Genomic DNA, 23,452 nt, shown 5'->3' with positions numbered 1-23,452 from the left:
GGAGGACAGCCCCGCCGGCTGTCCGGGAAGCCACTGACGCGCCGCCCGGACACGGGCGTCACAGCCAGCCGTTGCGGCGGAAGCTCCTGTGCAGCAGGAAGCAGGCCACGGCCATCACACCCATGACGAGGTAGTAGCCGTAGGCCCAGCGCAGCTCGGGCATGTGCTCGAAGTTCATGCCGTACACCCCACAGACCATGGTCGGCACGGCGACGATCGCCGCCCACGCCGTGATCTTCCGCATGTCCTCGTTCTGCGCCACGGTCACCTGCGCCAGGTGGGCCTGCAGAATCGAGTCCAGGAGGCCGTCGTAGGAGGCGATCTGCTCGGAGATACGGGAGAGATGGTCGGCCACGTCGCGGAAGTACGGGTGCATGTCCGGGCCCACCGGCGGCAGGATCCGGGTCGCCAGGGCCTGCAGGGGGCGGTCCAGGGGCGCCACCGCCCGCTTCAGCTCCAGCAGCTCCCGCTTCAGCTGGTAGACCCGGCCCGCGTCGCCCCGGCTCGCCTGCTCGCTGAAGACGGCGCTCTCGACGGCGTCCAGGTCGTTGCGCACGGCGTCGGTGACGGCCAGGTAGTCGTCCACGACATGGTCCGCTATCGCGTGGAGCACGGCGGCGGGACCCTTCGCCAACTGCTCGGGCGAGGCCTCCAGCTCTTCCCGCAGCGGGCCGAGCGAACCATGCATGCCGTGCCGGACGGTGATCACGAAGTCGGGACCGGTGAAGACCATCAGTTCACCGGTGTCGACCACCTCGCTGGTCGCGGTGAGCTCCTCGTGCTCCACGTACCGGACCGTCTTGAAGACGGCGAACAGCGTGTCGTCGTACCGCTCCAGCTTCGGCCGCTGATGTGCCTGGACGGCGTCCTCCACGGCCAGCGGATGGAGCCCGAAGAGCTCGGCGAGTCCGGCGAACTCCTCCGCGGACGGCTCGTGCAGCCCGATCCAGACGAACCCCGCTCCGGACTTGCGGGCCCGCCGCACCGCCTCCTCGGCCGGGCACGAGCCGGTCTGCCGCGCCCCGCCCTCGTACAGCACGCAGTTGACCACCGAGCTGCCCAGCGGGGATCGCGCGGGGTGGCTAAGGTCCACGGTCCGGTGGTAGGCGCGGCGCACCACGCGCCGGAGGTTGCGGATCATCGGCACGGCAGGCTCCTCGAAACGACCGGCGGACCAGTGTGCCATCGGCGCCCCGCGCCGTCGCCCCGACGGGCGGGGCGCCGGGCCGTCAGACGTCCAGCGGCCGGCCCGTCCGGAGGTTCCAGCGTCCGGACCGGCCGCTGAGGTCGGTGGCGGTGAGCGGGCGGACGTCCAGGCGCCAGAAGGTCGCGTCGGGGAGGGCCAGGGCGTGGACGACGGCGGCCCGCACCACGTCCGGTTCGACGACGGCGACGACACGTCCGGCGTCCTCGGGCAGCGCGTCGAGCCAGGCGCCGACCCGGGCGCGCAGGTCCCGCAGCGGCTCGCCGCCGTGCGGCGCGGCGGCGGGGTCGGACAGCCACGCGGCGACGGCGTCCGGTTCGGCGGCCATGACCTCCTCCAGGGTCCGTCCCCTCCACCTGCCCATCGCGCAGCCGGCGAGGGCGTCCGCGGGCGCGGCCCGCAGGCCGAGCGCCTCGGCGGTGCGCAGGCAGCGGGCGGACGGCGAGGCGTGCACCCGCCCGGCCCCGGCGAGGGAGCCCGCCGCCGCCCCGGCACGCGCGAGGCCCGCCGGGTCGAGGGGGCCGTCGTCGTCGAACCGGACGTCCCGCAGGCCCTGGTTGGCGGCCGGGGACACGAGCGTGATGCGTACGGTCATCGTTCCTTCAGAGGGCCGGGGGCGGCGGCGTGATCGGCGTGATCAGGAGTGATACCGGACTCACGCTCTTGGCGGGGTGCCCTCCGCGCGGTACGGTCACGGGCGACATCTGAACATCGTGACGACGGCGAGACGGAAGTCCGGTGAGAATCCGGCACGGTCGCGCCACTGTGAACCACGGCGGTGTCCCGACAGGGGCGGCGCCGGGGCAAGTCAGACCCGTGGACCGTCGTCCTGCACCACCATATGGGACGCGTGTTCCCCGAGGAGGTTCCCCATGGCCGAGGCGATCGTCTCCGCTTCCGCATCCACCCCTTCCCTGCCCGTGCCGGCGCTGCCCGTACGCGCCGTGCTCCCCTGGGCCGTGTTCGTCGGTCTTCTGGCGCTGATCGCGCTGTACTTCGTGGGCGCCGAGCAGGGAGCCACGTCCGTCTTCGCCGGGGCGGACGTGCACGAATGGGTCCACGACGGGCGTCACCTGCTCGGCTTCCCCTGCCACTGAGAGGCGCCGAGCACATGTACGCCTCAACTGTCAGAGGCCTCCTGGTCCGCGGCATGCTCGCGGGCCTGATCGCCGGACTGTTCGCCTTCGCCGTCGCCTACGCGGTCGGTGAGCCCCCGGTGGACGGCTCCATCGCGGTGGAGGAGACCCAGGCCGCGGCCCAGCACGCCCACGCCGGACACGGCGCGGGCGCCGCTCCCGCCGGGGAGGAAGCCGAGGAGGAAGAGGAACTGGTCAGCCGTGCGGTGCAGTCGACCGCGGGGCTGGCGACCGGTGTCCTCGTCTACGGCGTCGCCCTCGGCGGCATCGCGGCCCTGGTCTTCTGCTTCGCCATGGGACGGCTCGGCCGGTTCAGCCCCCGGGCGACGGCCGCGCTCACCGCGGCGGCCGCCTTCACCACCGTCTATCTGGTGCCGTTCCTGAAGTACCCGGCGACACCGCCGGCGGTGGGCAATCCGGACACCATCGGCAAGCGCACCACGCTGTTCTTTCTGATGATCCTGCTCAGTGTGCTGCTGGGCATCGCCGCGGTGATCGCCGGCCGCAAGCTGGCGCCCCGCCTCGGCAACTGGAACGCGACCCTCGTCGCGGCGGCGGGCTTCGTCACCGCGGTGGTCGTCGCCTTCGTCTTCCTGCCGTCGAACGGTGACGCGGTCCAGGCCGGGTTCCCGGCCGCGCTGCTGTGGGAGTTCAGGGTGGCGTCGCTGGCCATTCAGGCCGTGCTCTGGGCCGTCTTCGGCGTCGTGTTCGGCGTACTGGCCCAGCGTGTCCTGGCGTCTCACTCGCCCGCGGTGAACACCAGGTAGCAGTAGTCGTCCAGCATCTTGGCCAGTGGCCGCCCGGCCACACCCAGGGCGCCGGCGAGGGACGCCTCGTCGGCGCCCGCTTCTTTGAGTACCGCCCGGCCCCACGCGCGGCCGATCGTCTGGTGCCGGGCGAAGGCGGCGCCGTCCCGGCTGCCGTGGAGCGCCTGGGCGATGGCCGCGTCCCACGGCATCAGCGCCTGCGGGCGCAGCGCGTGCAGGAGTTTCGACGCCGCGGTCGGGCCGAGCGGGCGCGGGCGGCGGGCCAGCGCCGCCGGAGTCGCGCTCAGTTCCTCGAAGCAGGACCCCGTCCACTCGATCTGCTGATCGGTGAGGTCCGTCAACGCGACGCCGGGAAGCGGGAGACGGGTGTCCCAGCGCTGCCACCATCCGGCGATGCCGGTGTGGAACAGGTCGGGCTCTCCCTCCCGCGGGTAGCGGATGCGGCAGCCGGCCGCGTTCAGCCAGCGCAGCAGAGCGTCGCGGTGTCCGGCGAGGGCGGGGTCGGCGTGCGGCGCGGTTTCCCCGGTGAACGTGCGCCAGGACCGCTCGGCGGCGGTGTAGCGGGTGAAGGCGGTCACCGCCCGGCGCAGTTCGGCGAGTGTCGGTCCGTCCACGGGGTCACCTCATTGAAGAGAAGTTGAAGAGAAATGGAAAAGGCCTCGCCGCCGCGCCCTGCGGGTGGTCACGCGGCTGGATGAACGTAGAAATGTTTAGCAGAGTATTAATATTCAGCCCGGTCGGCGGTCTCCGGTAATGGTGCCGGGCAAGCGAGTTGGGAGTCTCGTGGCCGAAAGCTTGCCTCGAGGCAGGGGCGGCGCCATTATGCTCCAGGAGGGGCGAGTTACGGGGGGCAATAGTGGACAAACGGGATTTCATAGGTGATCCCGCGTCCGGTCAGCGGCTTGATGACACCCATATGCGGGTCTACAAGTGGGCCATCGGACGCGACTTGGTGGCTGTCGATCAAATAGCGGATGTCCTGAGTCTTTCCCGCGAGTCGGCGCAAGAGGCCCTCGAAAGGCTTGCATCTGTCCAGTTGATGGAGGAATTCCCCGTTGAGAACGTAAGGGGAACGGGTTCCTCCAGTTCCCTCTGGCGGGTACTCAACCCGCAGATCGCGGCGGCCCGTCTGGCGGCGACGGAGTCACGGCTCCGCAGTCTGATGGTCGATCTGAGGATTTCTCGCCAGAATTTCGACGAGTTGTCCGACCTCTACTCGATTCACGGGGACGTCAATACCACCGCGGCATCCGTCGAAGTCCTCGGCGCCGCTTCCGACGTGGTCTCCCTCGTCGACGAGGCCAGCGCCCGCGCGAAGGTGGAGATGATCTCCTGCCAGCCCGGCGGCGGGCGTCCGCCGGAGCAGCTGGAGCAGGCCCTCACCCGCGACATGGAATTGATCAAGCGGGGAGTGCGGATGCGGACGCTCTATCAGCACTCGGCCCGCCATCACGCACCGACCCGCACCTATGTCGACCAGGTCACCGCCCTCGGCGCGGAGGTGCGCACCAGTGCCGAACTCTTCGGCCGGCTCATCTCGTTCGACCGCACCATCGCCTTCATCCCGCACCACTCGGTCACCGGGGCCGCGGCCATCATCCGGGACCCGTCGATGATCGCGTTCCTCTACAGCGTGTTCAACTCCTCCTGGGACCAGGCCACACCGTTCGGCCAGGCCATCACCGAATCCGAGGAGTCCGCGCAGCTCAACGACACCCATCAGGTGATCCTGCGGTTACTCAGCGAGGGCCTGCGGGACGAGACGATCGCCCGGCGGCTCGGCGTGTCCCTGCGGACGTGCCGCAAGTACATCGCGGAGATCTTCGAACAGCTGGGCGCCGAGAGCCGGTTCCAGGCCGGCTACATCAGCGGACGCGGTCTGCACCTGAACTGAGCGCACCTCCCGGACCGCCCGCGAGGCCGGCGACGAACGCCGACCACGCCCGGCCGTGGAAGACGATCACCCGGCCCGAGGGCACCTTGCTGTCCCGTACGGGGACCGCGTCGCGCAGGCCGTCGCCGACCATGACGCAGTCCCCTCCGTTTCCGCTGCTGTAACTGCTGGTGCGCCACGTCACGCCCCACAGGCGCGGTGCGTCGGACATCGGTTACAGCTCCTTCATGACGGTCGTGATCAGCTCCCGTGAGGCCTCGGGCGCGAGAGCGGTCCTGCGCAGTAGTTCGTGCGTCTCGACGGCGGCCTGGAGCTCGTCCGGCTCGACGAGGATCCGGCCGCGGAAGCAGCCGTCCTCGTATCCCGTGTCGTCCCCGTGCACCGAGGAGAGCACGGTGAACGAGCCGTACCCCGCGTGCGCCCCGGACGCGTAGGGGATCACCTGGATCACGGTGCCCGGCGTGGCGGACGCGTCGAGCAGCCGGCCCAGCTGGGACCGCATCACCGCACGGCCCCCGATCTCCCGGCGCAGCACGCTCTCGTCGAGCACCGACAGCAGCACCGGCGGGTTCTTCCGGGCCAGGACCCTCTGGCGCGCCAGGCGCGCGGTCACCAGGTCCTCCACGGCGCCGAGCGGACCCGAGGAGAGGACGGACCGCGCGTAGTCCTCGGTCTGCAGCAGACCGGGAACGAACTGCGCCTGGAACGTGCGGATCAGCCCGGCCGACGCCTCCTTCTCGACGAACGGCCTGAACCACGCCGGGTAGGCGTACTTCACCACCCGTGGCCACAGCCTCTGGAAGTGCCCATGGGTGGCGAAGAGTTCGTCGAGGCGCACGGCGAAGGGGAGATCGGGGATCCGCTTCGCGGTCTCGATCTCACCCAGCACCGCCTGCACCACACCCACCATCCTCGCCAGCTCCGGCTGGGACAGCCGCTCCCTGGTCCGCAACTGGAGCAGCTCCGAGGAGAAGTGGGCCAGCACGGACGATCTGGGGTCCGGTACGTCATGGGTGTTCATCAACGGGTCACCCCTCCCTTCCTGCTCGCCGGCGTCGCGGCCCGCCTGGCCGCGATCTGCCCGGATGGGGACTCAGCCGCGTGCCGCGTCGACCCGCCGCGCACGCAGCGAGCGGATGACCTCGTCGCGTCCCTCGATCAGCAGCCGGCGCAGGGCGGCGGGCGTCTCCTGGGCGAGATGGGCGTCGGTACGGTCGACGGTCTCCTGCTCGACCAGCAGCCGGGGATAGAGACCGATCACGACATTGCGGGCCACCTCCGGCGAGCGTTCGGACCAGATCCGGCCGATCTCGGCGAAGTACCGCTCGGCGTGGTCGCGCAGCAACTCGGGCCGGCCGCCCTGGACGACCCCGAGGCCGATGGAGCTGAACGGGCCGCCGATCAGGGCACGCTGGGTGCCGTTGCTGACCTCACCGCGCACCGCGGCCTCCCACGCCTCGGCCCTGGCGAGCGGGTCCGGCCGCGCGGCCAGCGCCCCGGCCGCGTTCTCCGCGCCCGTCGTGGTGCCGTCCCGCTCCCGCTCGGCCTCGATCTCGGCCTTTCCCGCCTCTCCCGCCCGTACCAGCGCGGCCAGCAGGGCCCAGCGCAGTTCGGCGTCGACGACGAGGCCGTCGACCGCGACGGTGCCCTCGCGCAGGTCCGCGAGCAGCCGCAGGTCGGCGGGGCGGTTCGCCACCCGCGCCAGCAGCAGTGCCCAGGAGAGCTGGATGTCACTGCCGGGCACCGAGGAGGACAGCCGCTGCCGCGCCGCGTCGGCCACGGTGTCGCTCATGTGCTGCCGTGCCTCGGGGGCGACGTACTGGTCGAGGCCGGTCAGCAGGGAGCTGTGCAGGGTCTGGACGACCTCGGTGTCGGTCTCGCTGTCCGCGCCGGCCAGGACCAGGCGGATGTAGTCGCGGGCGGCCAGTTCGCCGGCCCGGACCATGTCCCAGGCGGCGGCCCAGCTCAGGGCGCGCGGCAGCCCGTCGGCGAACTCACCGATGCCGCGCGGGGAATCGAGGAGCGTGGCCAGTGAGTGCGGGTCGAGCCGGAGCAGGGCGTAGGTGAGGTCGTCGTCGTTGAGCAGCACCACGTCGGGCCTGGCGGTGCCGATGAGCGCCGGGACCTCGGTGCGGGCCCCGGTCACATCCACCTCGACCCGGCCGACGCGCTCCAGGCCGGAGTCCCGGCGGGAATAGAGGCCCACGGCCAGCCGGTGCGAGCGCAGCGCGGGGTGCTCGGCGGGCGCCTCCTGGAGGACGGTGAACGAGGCGAAAGCGCCGTCGGCGTCGAGGGTGTACTCGGGCCGCAGCGTGTTCACGCCCGCCTGCCCCAGCCATTCGCGCGACCATGCGCCCAGGTCACGGCCCGAGGCCTCCTCCAGCGCGCCGAGCAGATCGGCGAGGGTGCTGTTGCCCCACTCGTGCGCGGCGAAGTACTTCCGCATTCCGGCGAAGAACGCCTCGTCGCCCACCCAGGTCACCAGCTGCTTGATGGCCGAGGCGCCCTTGTAGTAGGTGATGTGGTCGAAGTTCTCCAGCGCCTGCTCGATGTCGCCCGCGGGGCTCGCGATGGGATGGGTGGACGGCAGCTGGTCCTGGCGGTAGGCATTGGCCTTGTCGGCGTTGGCGAATCCGGTCCAGGAGTCGGTCCAGGGGGTCGTCGCCACCTGGGCGCGCACCGACATGTAGGTGGCGAACGTCTCCTTCAGCCAGATGTCGTCCCACCAGCGCATCGTCACGAGATCGCCGAACCACATGTGGGCCATCTCGTGCAGCATCGTCGCGGCGCGCCGGTGGCGCACCGCGTCGGTCACCTTGGACCGGAAGACGAACGTCTCCCGCAGGATCACCGTCGCCGCGTTCTCCATGGCGCTGAGGTTGTACTCGGGCACGAAGATCTGGTCGTACTTGGCGAAGGGGAAGGCGGTGTCGAAGACCTCGAGGTAGTAGTCGAGGCCGCGCTTGGTGATGTCGAAGATCTCGTCGGCGTCCAGATGGTCGGCCACCGAGGCACGGGCGGCCACCCGCAGCGGGATCTCCTGCCCGGACTTGGCGGTGTAGTTGTCGCCCACCACGTGGTAGTCGCCCGCCGCGAGCGAGGTCAGATAGGTGGGCAGCGGCGGCGTCGGCGCGAACCGCCAGACGGCGGCGTCGGCCGACACCGGCTGCGGCTCGGGTGTGGGGGAGGCGGAGAAGACCGTCCAGCCGGCGGGTGCGGTCACGGTGAAGGTGAACGGGGCCTTCAGATCGGGCTGTTCGAAGGTGGTGAAGACCCGGCGGGCCTCCTGCACCTCGAAGTGGGTGAAGAGATAGACCCGGCCGTCCACCGGGTCGACGGAGCGGTGCAGTCCGGCACCCGAGTTGGTGTACGCGCAGTCCGCCACGACCCGCAGCACGTTCTCGGCGGCCAGCCCGTCCAGTGCGATCCGCTCGTCGCGGAGGACGGCCGCGGGGTCGAGCGACCGCCCATTGAGGGTGATCTCGTGGACATGGGTCGCCAGCAGGTCCGCGAAGGTCGACGGCGCGTCGGCGGCGTCGTCCTGGCGGGCCGTGAAGGTGAGCGTGGTGGTGGAGCGGAAGGTGTCCGCGCCGCGCGTGAGGTCGAGTTCCACCTCGTACGACGTCACGTCGAGCAGCGCGCCGCGGACGCTCGCTTCCTCATGGGTCAGATTGGTGCCGGTCACGGGGGAGGCTCCTTCGGCGTTACGGGGGAAGGACGAGTCGGGGGGAGACTCGTCGGCGGACGGGTCAGGCGGTGAGCGCCGGAACCCGCGAGCCGGTGAGCGCGGTGGCCGCGATCCGGCTGGCGGCCAGGGCCGTCTTGGCCGCGCCGCCACTGCCGCCGGTGAAGCTGAACAGCCCGGCCACCTCGGACACCGGCCGCAGGGCGAGCCCCGCCGGGTCGTGGTAGCAGTCGGCGGCGGCGACGGTGTGCACCAGGGCGCTGCCCGTCGACGGCAGGTCGAGACCGAGCCGGATGTTGGCCACGAGCCGGACCCTGGCCGCGAGTTCGCAATCGATCCGCAGCCGGTCGGGGTCCACGCCCCAGCGGTCGCTGGGCAGCCCGAGCAGCAGTCCGTTGTTTCCCGCGGTCCTGCCGTACAGGCCGCTGATGTCGTCGGTGAAGCAGCCCAGTTCGGGGGCGGCTCCCGGGAAGAGGGTGTACTGGATGTGTTTGGTCCGCAGTCCCGGATCGGTGAGGCCGCTGGCGGTGAGCAGCCGGGGCGTCCAGGCGCCGACGGCGACGACGACGGTGTCGTACTCCCGGACCGTCCCGTCGGCGAGCCGCACCGTGAGCTCCGGTGTGACCGTGCTGACCGGGGTGCGCACCAGGTCCGCCAGGTCGGCGGAGCCCGCGAGGCAGGCGAGGACGGCGTCCCGGAACGAGGCGGGCGAGATGTATCCGCCCCGGGGCTCGACGATGCCGACGGCCGTGTCGGGAAGGCCCCGGAAGGGGTAGTGGCGGCGCAGTTCCTCCAGCGTCTCGACCCGGATCCCGCCGGGCATCCACTGCTCGACGGAGTCGACCAGACCGGCGAGGTCGGGGACCTCGCTCTCGGAGGGCAGGACGTAGACCGAGCCGGTCTCGCGGTACTCCGCCCAGCGGTTGAGCCGGGCGTCGCCGAGGAGTTCGGCCAGGCTGGCGGCGGCCAGCGTCGCCGAGTGGGGGTGCCTCTCGAATCCCCGGACCAGGCCGCCGGACGCGCCGGTGGCGTCGGGGGCCGTGGCCGCGGTGCGGCCGGGGGCGGCGGCCTTGCCCGGGTGCCCGCCCGGGTACTGGTCGGTGAATCCGCCGGTGAACAGGTCCACCTTGGAGCGGTACGGCGCCCGGGACAGGCGCCAGGTCAGCAGGGTGCCGGCGAGTCCGGCACCGACCACCGCGATACGGCGGCGGCCGGGGTCGCGTGCGTCAGTCATCGTCCAGCACCGCCGTGGTCAGGGCCGCGGACTTGCCGAGAGCGGTGTCGACGGCGTCCTTGTCGGCGCCTTCGGCGACGACGTACGCGTACCGGGTGAGATAGCCGTCCGGCGGCAGCAGCAGCCGGGCCCCGGGCTCGGCCAGCGTCTTCGCCTCGACGAGGCCTTCGGCGTCCGCCGGCGCGGGCAGGGAGACCGAGCGGAGCGTGCCGTTCGCCGCCGGGTAGAGGAAGCGGATCCCGACGGTCGTCGCCCGCTCGGGCACGGGCACCGGACGGGTACCGGTCGCCACGTCCACGGCGAGGGAACCCGGGTCGATCCCGGTGGCCAGTCGGCCGAGGTACGGGATGAGGTCGCCGCCCAGACGCGCGTTGACCTCCACGATGGCCGGACCGCGCCGGGTGAGCTTCACCTCGGTGTGCGTGATCCCGTAGCCGACGCCGAGCGCCCGGTGCGCGGTGGCGAGCATGCCGATCAGTTCCTGGTCGGTCAGCAGCGGGTCGGTGGCGCTCACCACGTGCCCGGTCTCCTCGAAGTAGGGAGCCAGACCGGTCTCCTTGCGGGCGAGGAACAGCGGGGTGTAGTCACCGTCGAAGACCGCGCCGTCCACACTGATCTCGGGCCCGTCGAGGAACTCCTCGACCAGGACGCCGCCTTCGTACGAGGGCGAGCCGCCGTGGCCGGCCGCGTCCGCCACCTCGAAGCCGGCCGCCAGGCCGGACTCGTCGTCGATCCGTACGACGCCGATGCTGGCGCCCATGCCGCGCGGCTTGAGCACGACGGGGTAGCCGAAGGACCGGGCCGCCGCGCGGGCGTCCTCCAGGTCCGTCACATAGGCGAACCGGGGCTGCACCAGCCCGGCGTCGGTCAGTACCTGCCGGCTCAGATGCTTGTTGCGGCAGTTCTCCACACCGCGGACCGTCAGCCCGGGAAGGCCGAGCCGCTCCGCGATGTGCGCGGTGGCGACCACCTGGGTCTCGTCGTAGGAGAAGACCCCCTTCACCTCGCGGGTCCTGGCCACCGCCTCGGCGGCCGCGATCAGGCCCTCCTGGTCCGGGATGAGCCGGGCCCGGTCGCGCAGCGGGACCACCGTGCTCCCGGCCACGTACTCCTTCTGCCAGGTCGGCCCGGCGGCGTCCAGGAGCCAGACGGGGGCCCGGCGGGCCGCCCCTGCCAGGAGGTACTCCCGGTACGCGCGGCCGCCGCTGCCGACCAGCAACACCACACCTTCATCGCTCATCGCTACCTCCAGTGGTCACCAAAGTCATCGGTCGTCGGTCGGCGGCGATCTCGGCCACGCGCGGCCCTGCCAGCGCGAGATAGTCGGTGGTGGCGACGGCCACGGACCGGTCGAGACGTGCCGCGTTGAAGAAGATCTCGTCGTGGACCAGCAGACTGCGGTCGACGACGAGGTCGAGGTCGGGGTCGAAGGAGAAGGGCATGATCGAGCCGCTGACGCTTCCCGCCATCCGCTCGGCCACCTCACGGGTGGCGAAGGCGGCCTTGGTGCCGCCCGCCAGGCGGCTCACGGCGTCCAGGTCCACCTGACGGTCGCCGGGGACCACCGCGAGCACATAGCGCCGCTGGCGCTTGGTCACACTCACCCGCACGACGATGCACTTGGCCGCCTGCGACAGCGGGTGGCCCCGCAGGATGCTCGCGAGGTCCGTGCGGCCCTCGGCCGGGTGGTCGATCAGCCGGTAGGCCGCACGGCGGGCGTCAAGGAGTGCTATCAACCGGTGATACATGGGGCTCCTCGACGTAGTACCAGTCCTCGGGGTTGATCAGGCCGAACGGGTTGATCGGCGTCACACCCCGGAGGTTTTTGGCGACTTCCAGCAACCGGAAGGGGAAGTTGGGCATCCAGATCACCGGGACCTGTTCGGCGATGTAGTCCTGGTACGCGTACAGGTCCTCCAGCCGGTCCCCGGCGACGGTCCTGGCGATCAGCTCGTCGGCGTGCGCGTCGCTGTAGCTGCCGAAGTTGACCGGGGAGCCGCTCGCGTACAGCGCCTCGCCGGTGGGGTAGAAGCCGGGGCCGTAACCCCAGCCGCCGTTCCAGTCGCTGAACTGCCACAGACAGGGCGAGTCGGGACCCGGCACACAGGTGGTGTCCTCGAGGACCAGGACGCTCGCCTCGACCTCGGAGAGTTCCAGCAGGATGCCGGCCTCGGCGGCGTCGGCCGCGAACTTCCGCATCACCTCGGTGAGCGTGGGGTGCCCCGCGGCGTACCGCATGGAGAAGCGGAGTTCGGTGCCGGCCGGGACGCCCTCCCCCGCCTCGCCCGGCCCGGTGCCGGGCCGGACGCAGACGCCGGGGACGGAGGACACGTCCCAGCCGTTGTCCGTCAGGTACCGGCGTGCCCGCTCGACGTCGAAGGGGTACGGGTCGTCCTTGCGCGCCGGCGAGAGGAGCTCGCTGTCCGGGAGCACCGGGATGGGGCCCGTCGTCGGGTAGCCGTACCCCTTGTAGACGTCACGGATGGCGCCGCGCGAGTCGAGTGTGGACTGGAGCGCCTGGCGGAAGTAGAGCTCCTTGAAGATCCGCCCGGCGACCGTCGGGTTGTTGAAGTTGATCGGGAAGTAATGGATCTTGTAAGTGAGTTGGGGGACCAGGGTGTAGTCGTCCTCGAGCGGGTTGGGGCCGCCCGTGGTCGGGTCGCCGTCCTCGGTCACCTCGTCGAACGGCAGGAAGCCGATCTGGACCGCGCCCTCGCCCCGCGGGCCCCGCCGCAGCGCCTCGTACTGATCGGCGTCCGACCCGGTGGGAAGGAGACGGAACTCGTCCAGGTGCGGCTTGTCACTGCCCGAGTAGTTATCGTTGCGGACCAGGACGGCTTCCCCGGAGACCCCGTCGATGGTGTAACGAGCCAGTTTCCAGGGGCCGTTGACCACCCCCCAGATCGGGCTGCTGTCCCAGGTCGTCCGCTCGTCGTTGCGGGCGCGGAGATAGGCGTGGACCGCGGACGCCTGCGCCGGGTCGTGCGTGGCGTCGGCCGGCCCGTCCTCCGTCCGGTCCCAGGCCTTCGGCAGCGGGGTGATGGTGCTGAACTGGTTCATGAGCACCCAGTTCTGCGAGTAGACCCGGTCGAAGGTGAAGGAGACCTTGTCGTCGGCGACCTTGCGGTATCCGGTGAGGTTGTCGGGGAAGAAGCCCGGCGAGTAGCCGCCGAACTTCTCCTTCTCCGCCTCCAGCAGATGCATCCAGAACATCACGCTGTCGGCGTCGACCGTCTCGCCGTTGGACCACTTGTAGGGCTTGATGGTCAGCGTGGCGGTCCGCCCGTCGTCGTCCCACTCCGGCGGCCCCGCGAGGCTGCGCTCGTAGTCCACCGTGGGGCTGCCGTGCGAGCCGTACCAGTACAGCGGCCGGTACATGAGCGTCTGGAACTCGTGCAGATTGGCGATGCCGTAGTAGTCACCCGGGGTGAACGGGAAGATGAACACCGGCGAGAAGCCGTTGGTGCAGGCCCACGTCACGCTGCCGCCGCTGAGCGGCCGCGCCGCGGGTGCGGCGCCCGTCACTGGATCTCCTCCAGTTCCGATTCGCCGCGGTCGGGACGGTCGCCGTAGCGCTCCCAGGTCTCCCGCAGACGGATGCGTCCGTCCGCGAGGACCTCGGGAGTGCTCCAGCACCGCCCGGCGACCACCTCGCCATCGACGAGGACCATGGTGTACGTGAATTCAAGGCGTCCGTCCGCATCCGCGCGGCCGCTCAGCGCACCCCGGCGGACATTGCCGCCGGCGAAGTCGCCCCACAGCAGCTCCCCTGCCTGGTGGTAGCGGGCGGTGGGGGCGGATCCGGGTGCATAGGCCGTGTTGCGGAACAGTCGGCCGTCGTAGTCGACCACGGGATGACCTTCCTGGTCTCGTCGATGGATGAGTGGTGCGGCTCAGCCGCTACTGGCGGATTTCCAAGGTGCAGCACTTCACGGCGCCGCCGGCCTTGAGGAGTTCGGAGACCTCCACGCCGTGCGGCTCGAAGCCGTGGGCCCGCAGCTCCTCGATGAGGTGGGTGGCCGCTTGCGGCAGGACGACATGGAAACCGTCGCTGACCGCGTTGAGCCCGAACACCTCGGCGTCCGCCTCGGTGGCGATGATCGCGTCGGGGTAGAGCGTCTCCAGGACCTTCCGGCTCTCCTCGGAGAACGCCCCCGGGTAGTACATGACCTGGTCCTCGGCCAGGACGCCGAGGGCGGTGTCCAGGTGGTAGAAGCGCGGGTCGACCAGGGTCAGCCCGACGACCTCCCGGCCGAAGAAGGCGCGAAGTTCGTCATGGGCGACCGGGTCGCTGCGGAAGCCGGTACCGGCCAGGATCCGCTCGCCCACCAGCAGGAAGTCGCCCTCGCCCTCGTTGACGTGCTCGGGGTCGAGCACCTCGTCGAAGCCGTTCTCGCCGAACCACTTCTGGTACGCCGGCGCCTCGGCCGCACGCTCCTTGTGGCGGAAACGGGCGAGGAGGACCTTCCCGTCGATCACCGTTGCCCCGTTGGCCGAGAACACCATGTCCGGCAGGCCCTCGACCGGGTCGATGAACTCGACCTCGTGGCCGAACTGCAGGTACAGGTCCCGCATCCGCTCCCACTGGGCGAGCGCCAGGCCCGTGTCGACGGGCTTCTCCGGCTCCATCCACGGGTTGATCGAATAGGTGACCTCGAAGTGGGTCGGACGGCACATCAGGTAACGGTGGGTCTTCTTCGCGCGCATGTGATCTGCTCCAGTCAGGTCGTGCTGGGATCGGTGAGAGTGGTTCTGATCCGGGTGGCCAGGTCCGTGGCCAGCCGCATCGCATCGTCGAACGAGGTGCCGGTGGCACCCAGGAATCCGAGGATGTTGTTGCCGTCCGGCGGGCGCCTGATGAGGTCGCCGGGCTTGGCAGTGATCTTGAGGAACATGAGTCCGTCGGCCTGCGCGACCTCGTCGGGCACCTCGACGGACTCGATGACACCCGCGCCGCTGACGAGGCACATGGCGGCGGTGTGCCGCTCGGTCGGGGAGTAGTGCGACACATCCGGCCGCACCCCCCTGGCCACGTCGAGGACGGCCCGGATCGGGTCGTGACCGGCGCTGATGCGCGCCATGTGGTCGAGACCGCCGCCGCCGGGGCGGACCGCGATCTCCAGGATGAACGGCTCCCCCTGGTGGAACCGGACCTCCGCGTGCAGGACCGCGCGGCGCAGCCCCTGGGCGTGCACGGCGGCCCGTACGGCCCGGTGCACGGCCGCCACCTGATCGCCGGTGAGGGCGGTCGGGGCATGGTGCACGTCGTCGTCGAAGGTGCCGCCCTCGACGGTGACCCGGTCCACGATCGAACCGAGGTACACCTCGTCGTCCCAGGCCACGGCCTCGATCAGATGCTCGTGGCCGTCCAGGAAGGACTCGATCAGCAGTCCGTGCGGACCGAGGTCGAGTCCGTCGGCCTCCATCAGCGCCCAGGACATGGTCCGGATGCCGCGGACCGCGTCCTGGTAGCGCTCGCGCAGCTCGTCCGCGCTGTCGACGCGGAAGACGAAGTTGCTCGCGGCGCCCAGGGTGGGCTTCAGGATCAGCGGGTAGCCGACCTCCTCCGCCGCGGCGAGCGCCGCCTCCACGTCACCCACGAACCGGAAGGCCGGGTGCGGCACCCCGCCCTCGGCGTGGGCCTGGCGCATCAGGAGCTTGTTGCGGCTGGTGCGGGCGGCTTCGGTGCCCACGCTCGGCAGGCCCAGGGCGTCGGCCACGGCGGCCACCGCGACCACACCGGACTCGGAGAAGGTGAGCACCCCCTCGAACCCGACCTCGGCGTGCCAGCCGCGGGCCACCTCGATGATGTCGTCGATCTTCTTGGAGCCGGCGATCCGATAGCGGTCGGCGGGCCAGAAGCCCTCCGTGCCCTCGCCGTTCAGGACGTACAGCTCCGCTCCGAGCCCCTCGATCTGCTGGTAGCGGGAGAGGTAGTAGGTGGCGTTCTGGCTGGCTTCCAGCGCGAGCAGTCTGACGGTCATGACGTCCCCTCAGGCGGTGGTCTCGGCCACCGGGGTCTCGGCGGTGGCCGGACCGGCGACGGGGGCGGAGGCCTTCTTGATGGACAGGCTGGTGACCAGGACGACCGCCAGGACCGAGATGAGACCGGCCAGGATCCAGTAGCCGGGGCGGGCGTCGTCGACCTTGTCGACCAGGAGCGAGATCAGCACGGTGGCGACCGTTCCGGCGCCGAGCCCGAAGGCGTTGGTGGCACCGAAGATGAAGCCGGCCCGGTGCTCGGGCGCCGCGGTCATCAGGGCCGTACGGGCCGCGATGCGGGCGACGCAGAAGGTGATGCCGGCCAGCGGGATGACGGCCATCATGATCCACAGGTGCGTGGTCTCCAGGGCCAGCACCACGGAGAAGGAGATGTATCCGGCGAGCGCGACCTTCAGGGTCGTGGCCCGGGCACTGGCCTTCTTGAACACGAAGCCCGCCATCAGCGCGCCGATGCCGAACAGGGCGTCGACGATGCCGAGGACACCGACCGTGCTGTTGAAGGTGTCCACGACCAGGATCAGCAGGATGCTGTTGCCGACGATGATGACGATGTTGCCCAGCGCGTAGAGCAGGGCCAGACGCTTCAGCGGCGGACGGTTGGAGCCGTTGGCGTGGGCGACGTCGGAGGCGGCGGCCTTCGCGGCGGCCGACGCGGCCGCCTCGGCGCTGACCGCCGGACGGCGGCCGATGAAGAACAGCAGCGCCGCGGAGAGCGCGAAGGTGACGGCGTTGAAGTAGAAGACCGGCTGCACACCGAAGGCGGCGATGAAGAAACCACCGACGGCCGCCGAGAGCAGCGTGCCCGCCTGGAGCGCCACTTCGAAGTTGCCGTTGAACCGGCCGAGCCGGGCCTCGGGGATGCGCTCCTTGATGAGCGCGTTGCTGGCCGGCATGAACAGCGCGGCCGACACCGCGAGCACGGCGCTCGCCACGTACGACACGACGTCCGGCGAACCGCCCATGAAGAGCGCGACCGGCAGGGCCAGTGCGGCGACGGCGCTGACGACGTCCGAGATGACGGCCAGCATGCGGCGGTCGAAGCGGTCGGCGAGCTTGCCGAAGAACAGCGACAGGGCGACCTGCGGCGCCATGACGGCGATGACCAGCCAGCTGACCGAGAGCATGGTGTTCTGGTCGGTGAAGACGAGATACGTGGCGGCGGTCAGCTGGATGCCGTTGCCGAGGTTGGTGATGAAGGTCGCCGGGAGAAGCAACCGCTCGGCGCGGTTGACTCCAGGCGTGACGGGATTGCCCGTCGCTGCGGATGCAGTGGACACGATGCTCCTCGGGACTGATACGTACGGAGGGGATGCGGGGGGACGGGGGTGCGGGGAGGCGGTGGGGACGGGACGCGTCGCGGGCCGACGGTCAGGCGCGGCTCTCCACCAGGCCGTCGGCCGGCTCGTCCACGCCGGGCTTGGTGCTCAGCCGCGGCAGGGACAGCGGCTCGACCTCGGTGGCGTCGGACCTGTCCGTGATGGTCAGGTCGATTCCGGCGCGCTCCGCGCGGGCGGCGACGTCGACGAGCAGCGGGGCCGCGCACGCCAGCAGCGTGCGGACGGCGAGCACCAGGTCGCCGGTCTGCCGCGGGTCGCCGCCGTCGACGCGCTCCGACTGAAGGACCAGCCGGTCGAGATAGGTCACCACGGCGTCCGCCGAGCGGTGCAGGCTGTACGCCGGCAGCTCGTAGCCGGCCTTGAACCGCTCGGTGATGATCGCGGCCTGGCGGGCGCCGGTGGCGGAGACGGGCAGCGGCCCCTCGGGCGCGTCGTCGAGCAGCGTGTCGAGCTGGTCCGCGAGCCGGTTCCACGGCTCCACCAGCCGGGAGGCGGCGATGGAGTCGAGCGCGCCGCGGCTGAAGTTCGTCCGCGAGTGCTCGGGCGCGCTCAGCGCCAGATAGAAGCGGACCAGGTCCCGGGGAACCTCCGCCACCAGGTCCGCCGCCCACACGACATGGCCGCGGCTGGTGGAGAACTTCTCGTTCTCCAGCTCGTAGAACTCGTTGGAGACGATGGCGTGCGGCTGGACGTAACGGTCACCGTGCGCCATCAGCAGCGCCAGGTGGGTCATGCCCCAGAAATAGGTGTTGTCGAAGCCGAGGAAGTAGACCAGCTCGATGCCGTGCTCGGCCTGCCACTGCTCGTCGAACCGGTCGGCACGCTCGCCCAGTTGGCTCGCCGCGTACCAGGTGCAGTACATCGACGCGGCCATTCCCTCGACCCAGGCGTTGATGACCTGGCCCGGGGTCTCGGCGAACGGGGCGGGGATGCCCCAGCCGGTGGGGTAGGTGACCGGGAAGTCCGGCAGCGGACGGCTGAGCGCCTCGCGGACCAGCTGGGCCATGTGCGGGCGGAGCGTGTCCTGGTGCTCCTCGTAGTACGCGGTCAGACGCTCGCGGTACTCCTCCATCGGGAGCACCAGGATCGTCGCCTCGCGATAGGTGACCTCGGCGGACGGGTCCACGGTGGAGTAGGGACGCAGCAGCCCGTCGGGCTCGATGGGGTGCCCGCACGACTCGCACAGGGCGCCGCGGCTCTCCAGGAGGCAGACCGGGCAGTCCCCGGCGACCAGGCCCTCCATCAGGTACTCGCCGGTCGCCTCCACGTACGGCAGGCGTACGACGCGCTCCTGGAACTTCCCCGCCGAGTGCAGGTCGGTCACGAAGTCGAGGACGGTCTGCCGGTAGCCGTTGTCGAAGGGCGCGAAGCCGTCCACGGCGATCCCGGCCGCCTCCAGCGTGGTGCGTATCTGCTCCCAGCAACGGGCCGCCAGTTCCTCGGGAGTGGTGCCCGAGCGGTGGGCGCTGCCCACCACATAGGTCTGGCTGTCGTCGGTGCCGGTCGCGAAGATCACGGGCCGGCCGGAGGCACGGAGGTAGCGCGCGTAGACGTCACTCGCGAGGTACGGACCCGCGAGGTGCCCCACGTGGAGGTCTCCGTTGGGCGTGGGCGGCGGAGCGATGATGACCGTGCGGCGCGGGGCCGCGGAAGCCTCGGTCATGCGCTCTCCCCTCCCGGCGCGCTCTCCGCGTGACGCTTGGCGAAACGCTCGGTCATGTCCAGGTCCCACCAGACGCTGTACATCTGGAAGTCGGCGTCGGACTCATTGACCACCCGGTGCGCGATCCCCGGGGGGAAGTGCACGATGTCGCCCTCCACGAAGGGCCTGCGCTCACCCTCGGACTCCAGGAACGCGGAGCCGGACAGGGCGATGAAGATCTCGTACTCGTGGTGGGAGTGCGGGGTCGAGGCGGTGCCCGGCGCGATCACGCACCAGGAGCCCTCGAAGGGGGCGTTGAGCGCGGGCCACGGAACCAGTCGCTGGGCGTCCAGACCGTTCTCGTGCACCAGTGCGTCGCGGTCTAGGCTGCGTAGTTCCATGAGCGGTTCTCCTCCGTGGAGTCGGGTACGAGCTGCGCATCGTCGGCCAGGTGGCCGAGGATGTCCTGGACGATCTCCCCGGCCCGCGACGCGAGGACGCTGAGCAGGGAGTCGGAGATGCCGTGCGTGGCCTCGTTGACGCCCTGCAGGTAGCAGGCGGCGCCACCCGAAACGGGCGTCTCCAGCTGGTAGTTGCGGGTGACCGAGATCTCCTCGGCGCCCAGCGTGGCGGCGAGTCCGCGCACGAGCTTCGGCATCGACCGGTCGAATCCGGTGCCGAGCAGCACCACGTCGCCCTCGAGTTCGGTGCTCCGGCCGGTCTTGCGGTCGCGGACGGTCAGCACCACACCGTCGCCCTCGTCGCGGGCCTCGGTGATGTCGTGCATCGTGAGCATCCGCAGCCGCTGCGTGCCGGCGAGCTTCTCCTCGTACATGCGGCGGTAGAGCGAGTCCAGCAACGACGGTGCCAGGCCCGCGTAGTTGGAGCGGTGCATCTCCGTGAGCATCTGCTCGCGCGCCTCGGGCAGCGCGGAGTGGAAGTCGCTGGTGAACGTGGGGTAGAAGAGCTCGTTCGTGAACTTGCTGCCGTCGTAGACGGACAGACCGATGGAGCGCATCACCATGGTGCAGTCCGCTTCGGGGAAGCGGTTGTAGGCGGTCCACAGCATCTCCGCCGCGCTCTGCGCACCACCGATCACCAGGACCTTGCGCGGCGCGTCCTTCAGCGCTTCGAGGCCCTGGAGGAACTCGGTGCTGTGGATCAGGCGCCGGCGGTCCACGGTGGAGAGGACCTCGGGGATGTGGGCGTCGCGCCCGGCCCCGACGACGAGGTAGCGGCAGCTGATCGAGGAGCCGTCGGAGAGCTCCACGAGCCAGCGCTGGGGGGTGCCGTTCTCGTCCAGGACGGCCTGCGTGGACGTGACCTGCCGGCCGTATTCGATGTTGACCAGGCTCAGCGAGCGGGCCACCCAGTTGAGATAGTCGGAGATCTCGCGGCGGTAAGGCGTGAAAGTGCCGAGATTGATGAACTCGTTGAGCTTGTTGTTGCTGTGCAGGAAGTTGATGAAGGAGAACCGGCTCACCGGATTCCGGACGGTCACCAGGTCCTTGAGGAAGGACACCTGGCTCTGCGTCCACGGCAGCAGCATTCCGGGCTGCCAGACCACCGAGTCGTTCTGCTCGATCAGCAGTGTATTTCTGGCAACGTCCTCCGGTGCCAATTCTTCCAACGCCACCGCCAGCGCGAGGTTGGAGGGGCCCGCCCCAATGGCGAGTATCTCTACTTCTCTCCTACTCAAGACAGCCTCCAGGCATGGTGAGGTCACCGGTCGGGCGGATCGCGCGCCGGTCCGGATCTTCTGAGTGAATTTCTGGGGTCTATCCCCAGCCGCTGTCGTTCGGGTTCACCGGGACAGTTCCCCAGCCGCTGTCGTCCGGGCGGGCCGGGGCGACGCCCCAGCCGCTGTCGTCCACGTGCGCGGGGGAGACCCCCCAGCCGCTGTCGTCCGCCTTGGCCGGAGCGATGCCCCAGCCGCTGTCGTCCGCCTTGGCGGGGGCGACGCCCCAGCCGCTGTCATCGCGCTTTCCCGGGGCCGTTCCCCAGCCGCTGTCGTCCGGGTTCACCCGGATAATCGTTTCCGCAGTCTTCGTCACGCCGGTGAAAAGCGCGGCCGCCTCGATGTCGGTCGGCGCACGGTCCACGATGTTCGCTCCAAGAAGCAGCATCGCCGCAACCATCCCCCCCAGGACAGCTTTACGTATCGACCTCATTCTTTTCCCGCCCCCATTTAGTTTTCGTCGTGGCGTTTTCTGGCCACGAGATGATCCTGCTCGGAGCGCCGGGCGCTTTCAACCGGTGGTGCCGGTCACCTTGATGCAAGCAGGAAGATGCAGAGCGAAGAAGCCAGCCAATTCGGACATATGTGCCCCCTGGGGGGTTTATCGGAGGGTCGAATTCCGGCCCGGACCCCCCTGCGGGCGGTCTGCGCGGTGCGTCCAATGGTCCGGGTTCGGGCGATCCGCCCGTGCTGTTTCAGGTCGGGTCAACCCGAATGGCCCCTGTGTCGCCCGGGGAGCAGGGGTGCCGGCAGGGGGTTCCCGGCCCCACGGGAAAGGCCCTCCCGGAGGGAGGGCCTATTCGGTCAGGCGGCATGTGCCCGGCGTGTGCGCCCCCGGCAGGACTCGAACCTGCGGCCAAGCGCTTAGAAGGCGCCTGCTCTATCCACTGAGCTACGGGGGCCGGATCGCGGCCGTGGTGGCCTGGAGCCCCGTTGGGTGGTCCGTGACCTTGCCGGGACAAGGATAGGGCTCCGGTCGCCTTGGCCTGGTTGCTTCACCTCCGTGGCACGATGTGGAGGTTCGGTGAAGCGGAACGATAATCGCAGGCAGGTGCGATTCCCGCAGCGCTTTTCGCGTCTCACGGCCCGGGTGTTGTGCACTCGTTATGCCTGAGACCCACTCGTCCCCTCTGTCCCAAGTGTCCGATCGGCGCGCAGAGAATGCTATACGCTTCAAAAAGGCGCCAAAGTTGGGCATTCTTCACATGTGGTGACCATGGACGTACGGCCTCAGCTCATCGACGCACTTTCCGCCCTGCGCGACCGTGTCGCCGCCGTGCGTCTCCCACTTCCTCTTCCCGGTGCGCCCCGGGCCCGGCAGACCCGGGCCGAGCTGCTCGCTCAGCTCGACGACTATCTGGTTCCCCGGCTCAAAGACCCCGAAGCCCCACTCCTGGCCGTCATCGGCGGTTCCACCGGTGCCGGAAAGTCCACGCTCGTCAACTCGCTGGTGGGACGCCGGGTCAGCGAGGCGGGGGTACTCCGGCCCACCACCCGCACCCCCGTGCTCGTCTGCCACCCCGAGGACCACCACTGGTTCGCCGGAATGCGGGTCCTGCCGCAACTCACCCGTGTCTGGCTGCCGCAGCAGGACGAGACCGACGGCGCCGGGCAGTCCTCGGCGGCCGACACCCTGCGCGTCGAGACCGCGTCCTCGCTCCCGCGCGGGCTGGCACTCCTCGACGCGCCCGACATCGATTCCCTCGTCGTCGAGAACCGCGTACTCGCCGCCGAGTTGATCTGCGCCGCCGATGTGTGGGTGATGGTCACCACCGCGTCCCGGTACGCCGACGCCGTGCCCTGGCACCTGCTGCGCACGGCCAAGGAGTACGACGCCACCCTCATCACCGTCCTCGACCGCGTCCCGCACCAGGTGATCGGCGAGGTGTCCCGCCAGTACGAGGCGCTGCTCCGCAAGGCCGGGCTCGGCGAGGTGCCCCGGTTCACCATCCCCGAGCTGCCCGAGTCGGCCGGCGGCGGCAGCGGACTGCTGCCCGACACCGCCGTCGCCCCGCTGCGCGGCTGGCTGGCCCACCTGGCGCTGGACCCGGCCGCCCGCCAGCAGGCCGTCGTCAGGACCGCCGTCGGCGTCATCGACTCCCTCAACGCCCGGATGCCGGAACTCGCGGGCGCCGTCGCCGCCCAGTACGCCGCCGCCGTACGCCTCAGCTCCGCGGTGGAGGGGGCGTACGAGCAAGAGGGCGAGCGGGTCCGCAGCCGGCTCCAGCGCGGCGCGGTGCTCGCCGGCGACGCCCGCACCCGGTGGCGCGGCTTCCCCCGCGACAGCACCGCCGACGAGCTCCTCGACGCGCTCGTCGAGTCACTGATCGCGCTGCTCCAGTGCGCGGTCGCCGCCGCCGACGAGCAGGTACGCGAGGCATGGCGGCGGGAGCCCGCCGCCGGGGCCCTCGCCACCCGCCGGATCGGCGGCGACCGGGAGGCGACCGAGCGGATCGGGATGGCCGTACGGCGCTGGCGGCGGGAGCTGGAGGAGCTGGCCGAGGAGGAGCTGCGGGGGCAGGAACGTGGCACGCCCCCCGAGTCGGACACCGTCGCCGCCCTCCTCGCCTGCGCCCTGCTCGGCGGCCGGCGCACCCGGGGCGCCGGCGACCGGCTCGCCGAACTGCTCGGCGCCCAGAGCGCACTGCGTCTGCGCGACCGGGGCAGCGCGCTCATGACGTCCTACCTCGACCGCGTCCTGCACACCGAACGGGACCAGCGCCTGGCACCGCTGCGGGCGCTCGATGTGACCCCCGAGCCACAGGCCGAGCTGATCGCCGCGTTGTCCGTACTTCAGAAGCAGAGGTGACAG

General features: G+C 70.5%; 22 protein-coding genes and 1 tRNA gene. 4 read left to right on the top strand and 19 right to left on the bottom strand.

Annotated elements, in window-relative coordinates; genetic code table 11:
• Positions 1 to 58: 58 nt before the first annotated feature.
• Positions 59 to 1,141, bottom strand: a complete 1,083-nt coding sequence (gene corA / locus ACZ7J0_RS08095) for a magnesium/cobalt transporter CorA (RefSeq protein WP_470885075.1) — start codon at positions 1,139 to 1,141, stop codon at positions 59 to 61.
• 88 nt (positions 1,142 to 1,229) lie between these two features.
• Complete coding sequence (locus ACZ7J0_RS08090; RefSeq protein WP_470885073.1) at positions 1,230 to 1,799, bottom strand: histidine phosphatase family protein; 570 nt, start codon at positions 1,797 to 1,799, stop codon at positions 1,230 to 1,232.
• A 277-nt stretch (positions 1,800 to 2,076) separates the two neighbouring features.
• On the opposite strand from ACZ7J0_RS08090, the gene ACZ7J0_RS08085 reads away from it, so the two are divergent.
• Positions 2,077 to 2,301, top strand: coding sequence for a CbtB domain-containing protein (locus ACZ7J0_RS08085; RefSeq protein ID WP_469118608.1), 225 nt, complete (start codon positions 2,077 to 2,079; stop codon positions 2,299 to 2,301).
• A gap of 14 nt (positions 2,302 to 2,315) precedes the next feature.
• Positions 2,316 to 3,107 (top strand): CbtA family protein, encoded by a 792-nt coding sequence (locus ACZ7J0_RS08080; protein WP_470885070.1) that lies wholly within the window; start codon positions 2,316 to 2,318, stop codon positions 3,105 to 3,107.
• Here ACZ7J0_RS08080 and ACZ7J0_RS08075 read toward each other — a convergent pair.
• Entirely contained in the window at positions 3,080 to 3,721 is a 642-nt protein-coding gene (locus tag ACZ7J0_RS08075; protein WP_470885069.1) for a hypothetical protein, read from the bottom strand. The two genes, ACZ7J0_RS08080 and ACZ7J0_RS08075, sit on opposite strands and share 28 nt — an antisense overlap.
• Before the next feature lie 425 nt (positions 3,722 to 4,146).
• On the opposite strand from ACZ7J0_RS08075, the gene ACZ7J0_RS08070 reads away from it, so the two are divergent.
• Positions 4,147 to 5,001, top strand: coding sequence for a helix-turn-helix transcriptional regulator (locus ACZ7J0_RS08070; RefSeq protein ID WP_470885067.1), 855 nt, complete (start codon positions 4,147 to 4,149; stop codon positions 4,999 to 5,001).
• Here ACZ7J0_RS08070 and ACZ7J0_RS08065 read toward each other — a convergent pair.
• The 16 genes from ACZ7J0_RS08065 to ACZ7J0_RS07990 all read right to left on the bottom strand — a co-directional run bounded on the left by ACZ7J0_RS08065 (position 4,973) and on the right by ACZ7J0_RS07990 (position 21,542).
• Positions 4,973 to 5,212: a DUF397 domain-containing protein gene (locus tag ACZ7J0_RS08065; protein WP_470885065.1), complete on the bottom strand. Its 240-nt coding sequence runs from the start codon at positions 5,210 to 5,212 to the stop codon at positions 4,973 to 4,975. The genes ACZ7J0_RS08070 and ACZ7J0_RS08065 overlap by 29 nt on opposite strands.
• 3 nt (positions 5,213 to 5,215) lie before the next feature.
• Positions 5,216 to 6,022: a helix-turn-helix domain-containing protein gene (locus ACZ7J0_RS08060; protein WP_470885063.1), complete on the bottom strand. Its 807-nt coding sequence runs from the start codon at positions 6,020 to 6,022 to the stop codon at positions 5,216 to 5,218.
• A 72-nt stretch (positions 6,023 to 6,094) separates the two neighbouring features.
• A complete protein-coding gene (gene pepN / locus ACZ7J0_RS08055; protein ID WP_470885061.1) occupies positions 6,095 to 8,686 on the bottom strand; it encodes an aminopeptidase N in 2,592 nt (863 codons plus the stop codon).
• A 64-nt stretch (positions 8,687 to 8,750) separates the two neighbouring features.
• Entirely contained in the window at positions 8,751 to 9,920 is a 1,170-nt protein-coding gene (locus ACZ7J0_RS08050; RefSeq protein ID WP_470885059.1) for an NAD(P)/FAD-dependent oxidoreductase, read from the bottom strand.
• A complete protein-coding gene (locus ACZ7J0_RS08045; RefSeq protein WP_470885057.1) occupies positions 9,913 to 11,160 on the bottom strand; it encodes an ATP-grasp domain-containing protein in 1,248 nt (415 codons plus the stop codon). The genes ACZ7J0_RS08050 and ACZ7J0_RS08045 overlap by 8 nt, the downstream gene beginning before the upstream one ends.
• On the bottom strand, positions 11,150 to 11,668 hold the full coding sequence (locus ACZ7J0_RS08040; RefSeq protein WP_470885055.1) for a YbaK/EbsC family protein: 519 nt from the start codon (positions 11,666 to 11,668) through the stop codon (positions 11,150 to 11,152). Before ACZ7J0_RS08040 ends, ACZ7J0_RS08045 begins: the two co-directional genes overlap by 11 nt.
• Positions 11,640 to 13,445: an ABC transporter substrate-binding protein gene (locus ACZ7J0_RS08035; RefSeq protein WP_470885053.1), complete on the bottom strand. Its 1,806-nt coding sequence runs from the start codon at positions 13,443 to 13,445 to the stop codon at positions 11,640 to 11,642. Before ACZ7J0_RS08035 ends, ACZ7J0_RS08040 begins: the two co-directional genes overlap by 29 nt.
• Positions 13,442 to 13,771 carry an avidin-fold protein gene (locus tag ACZ7J0_RS08030; protein ID WP_468706116.1) on the bottom strand — a complete coding sequence of 110 codons (330 nt, stop codon included), beginning with the start codon at positions 13,769 to 13,771 and terminating at the stop codon, positions 13,442 to 13,444. Before ACZ7J0_RS08030 ends, ACZ7J0_RS08035 begins: the two co-directional genes overlap by 4 nt.
• 49 nt (positions 13,772 to 13,820) lie before the next feature.
• Positions 13,821 to 14,627 carry a dimethylargininase gene (gene ddaH / locus ACZ7J0_RS08025; RefSeq protein ID WP_470885050.1) on the bottom strand — a complete coding sequence of 269 codons (807 nt, stop codon included), beginning with the start codon at positions 14,625 to 14,627 and terminating at the stop codon, positions 13,821 to 13,823.
• A gap of 14 nt (positions 14,628 to 14,641) precedes the next feature.
• Positions 14,642 to 15,904, bottom strand: a complete 1,263-nt coding sequence (locus tag ACZ7J0_RS08020) for an ATP-grasp domain-containing protein (protein WP_470885048.1) — start codon at positions 15,902 to 15,904, stop codon at positions 14,642 to 14,644.
• 9 nt (positions 15,905 to 15,913) lie between these two features.
• Positions 15,914 to 17,200, bottom strand: coding sequence for an MFS transporter (locus tag ACZ7J0_RS08015; RefSeq protein WP_470885046.1), 1,287 nt, complete (start codon positions 17,198 to 17,200; stop codon positions 15,914 to 15,916).
• A gap of 91 nt (positions 17,201 to 17,291) precedes the next feature.
• The gene (locus ACZ7J0_RS08010; protein ID WP_470885044.1) at positions 17,292 to 18,923 is read right to left on the bottom strand and encodes a class I tRNA ligase family protein; all 1,632 of its coding nucleotides are present in this window, start codon (positions 18,921 to 18,923) and stop codon (positions 17,292 to 17,294) included.
• Positions 18,920 to 19,303, bottom strand: a complete 384-nt coding sequence (locus ACZ7J0_RS08005; protein ID WP_470885043.1) for a cupin domain-containing protein — start codon at positions 19,301 to 19,303, stop codon at positions 18,920 to 18,922. Before ACZ7J0_RS08005 ends, ACZ7J0_RS08010 begins: the two co-directional genes overlap by 4 nt.
• Positions 19,285 to 20,601 (bottom strand): lysine N(6)-hydroxylase/L-ornithine N(5)-oxygenase family protein, encoded by a 1,317-nt coding sequence (locus ACZ7J0_RS08000; RefSeq protein ID WP_470885042.1) that lies wholly within the window; start codon positions 20,599 to 20,601, stop codon positions 19,285 to 19,287. Before ACZ7J0_RS08000 ends, ACZ7J0_RS08005 begins: the two co-directional genes overlap by 19 nt.
• Before the next feature lie 79 nt (positions 20,602 to 20,680).
• Entirely contained in the window at positions 20,681 to 21,028 is a 348-nt protein-coding gene (locus ACZ7J0_RS07995; protein ID WP_470885041.1) for a hypothetical protein, read from the bottom strand.
• Between the two features lie 441 nt (positions 21,029 to 21,469).
• Positions 21,470 to 21,542 (bottom strand) — tRNA-Arg (locus ACZ7J0_RS07990).
• 314 nt (positions 21,543 to 21,856) lie between these two features.
• On the opposite strand from ACZ7J0_RS07990, the gene ACZ7J0_RS07985 reads away from it, so the two are divergent.
• Entirely contained in the window at positions 21,857 to 23,449 is a 1,593-nt protein-coding gene (locus tag ACZ7J0_RS07985; RefSeq protein WP_470885039.1) for a dynamin family protein, read from the top strand.
• Positions 23,450 to 23,452: the final 3 nt, after the last annotated feature.

Source organism: Streptomyces sp. NPDC038280, from assembly GCF_055600045.1.
Note: the sequence above shows the minus strand (reverse complement) of the source record. Positions and strands in the feature narration are given on the sequence as shown.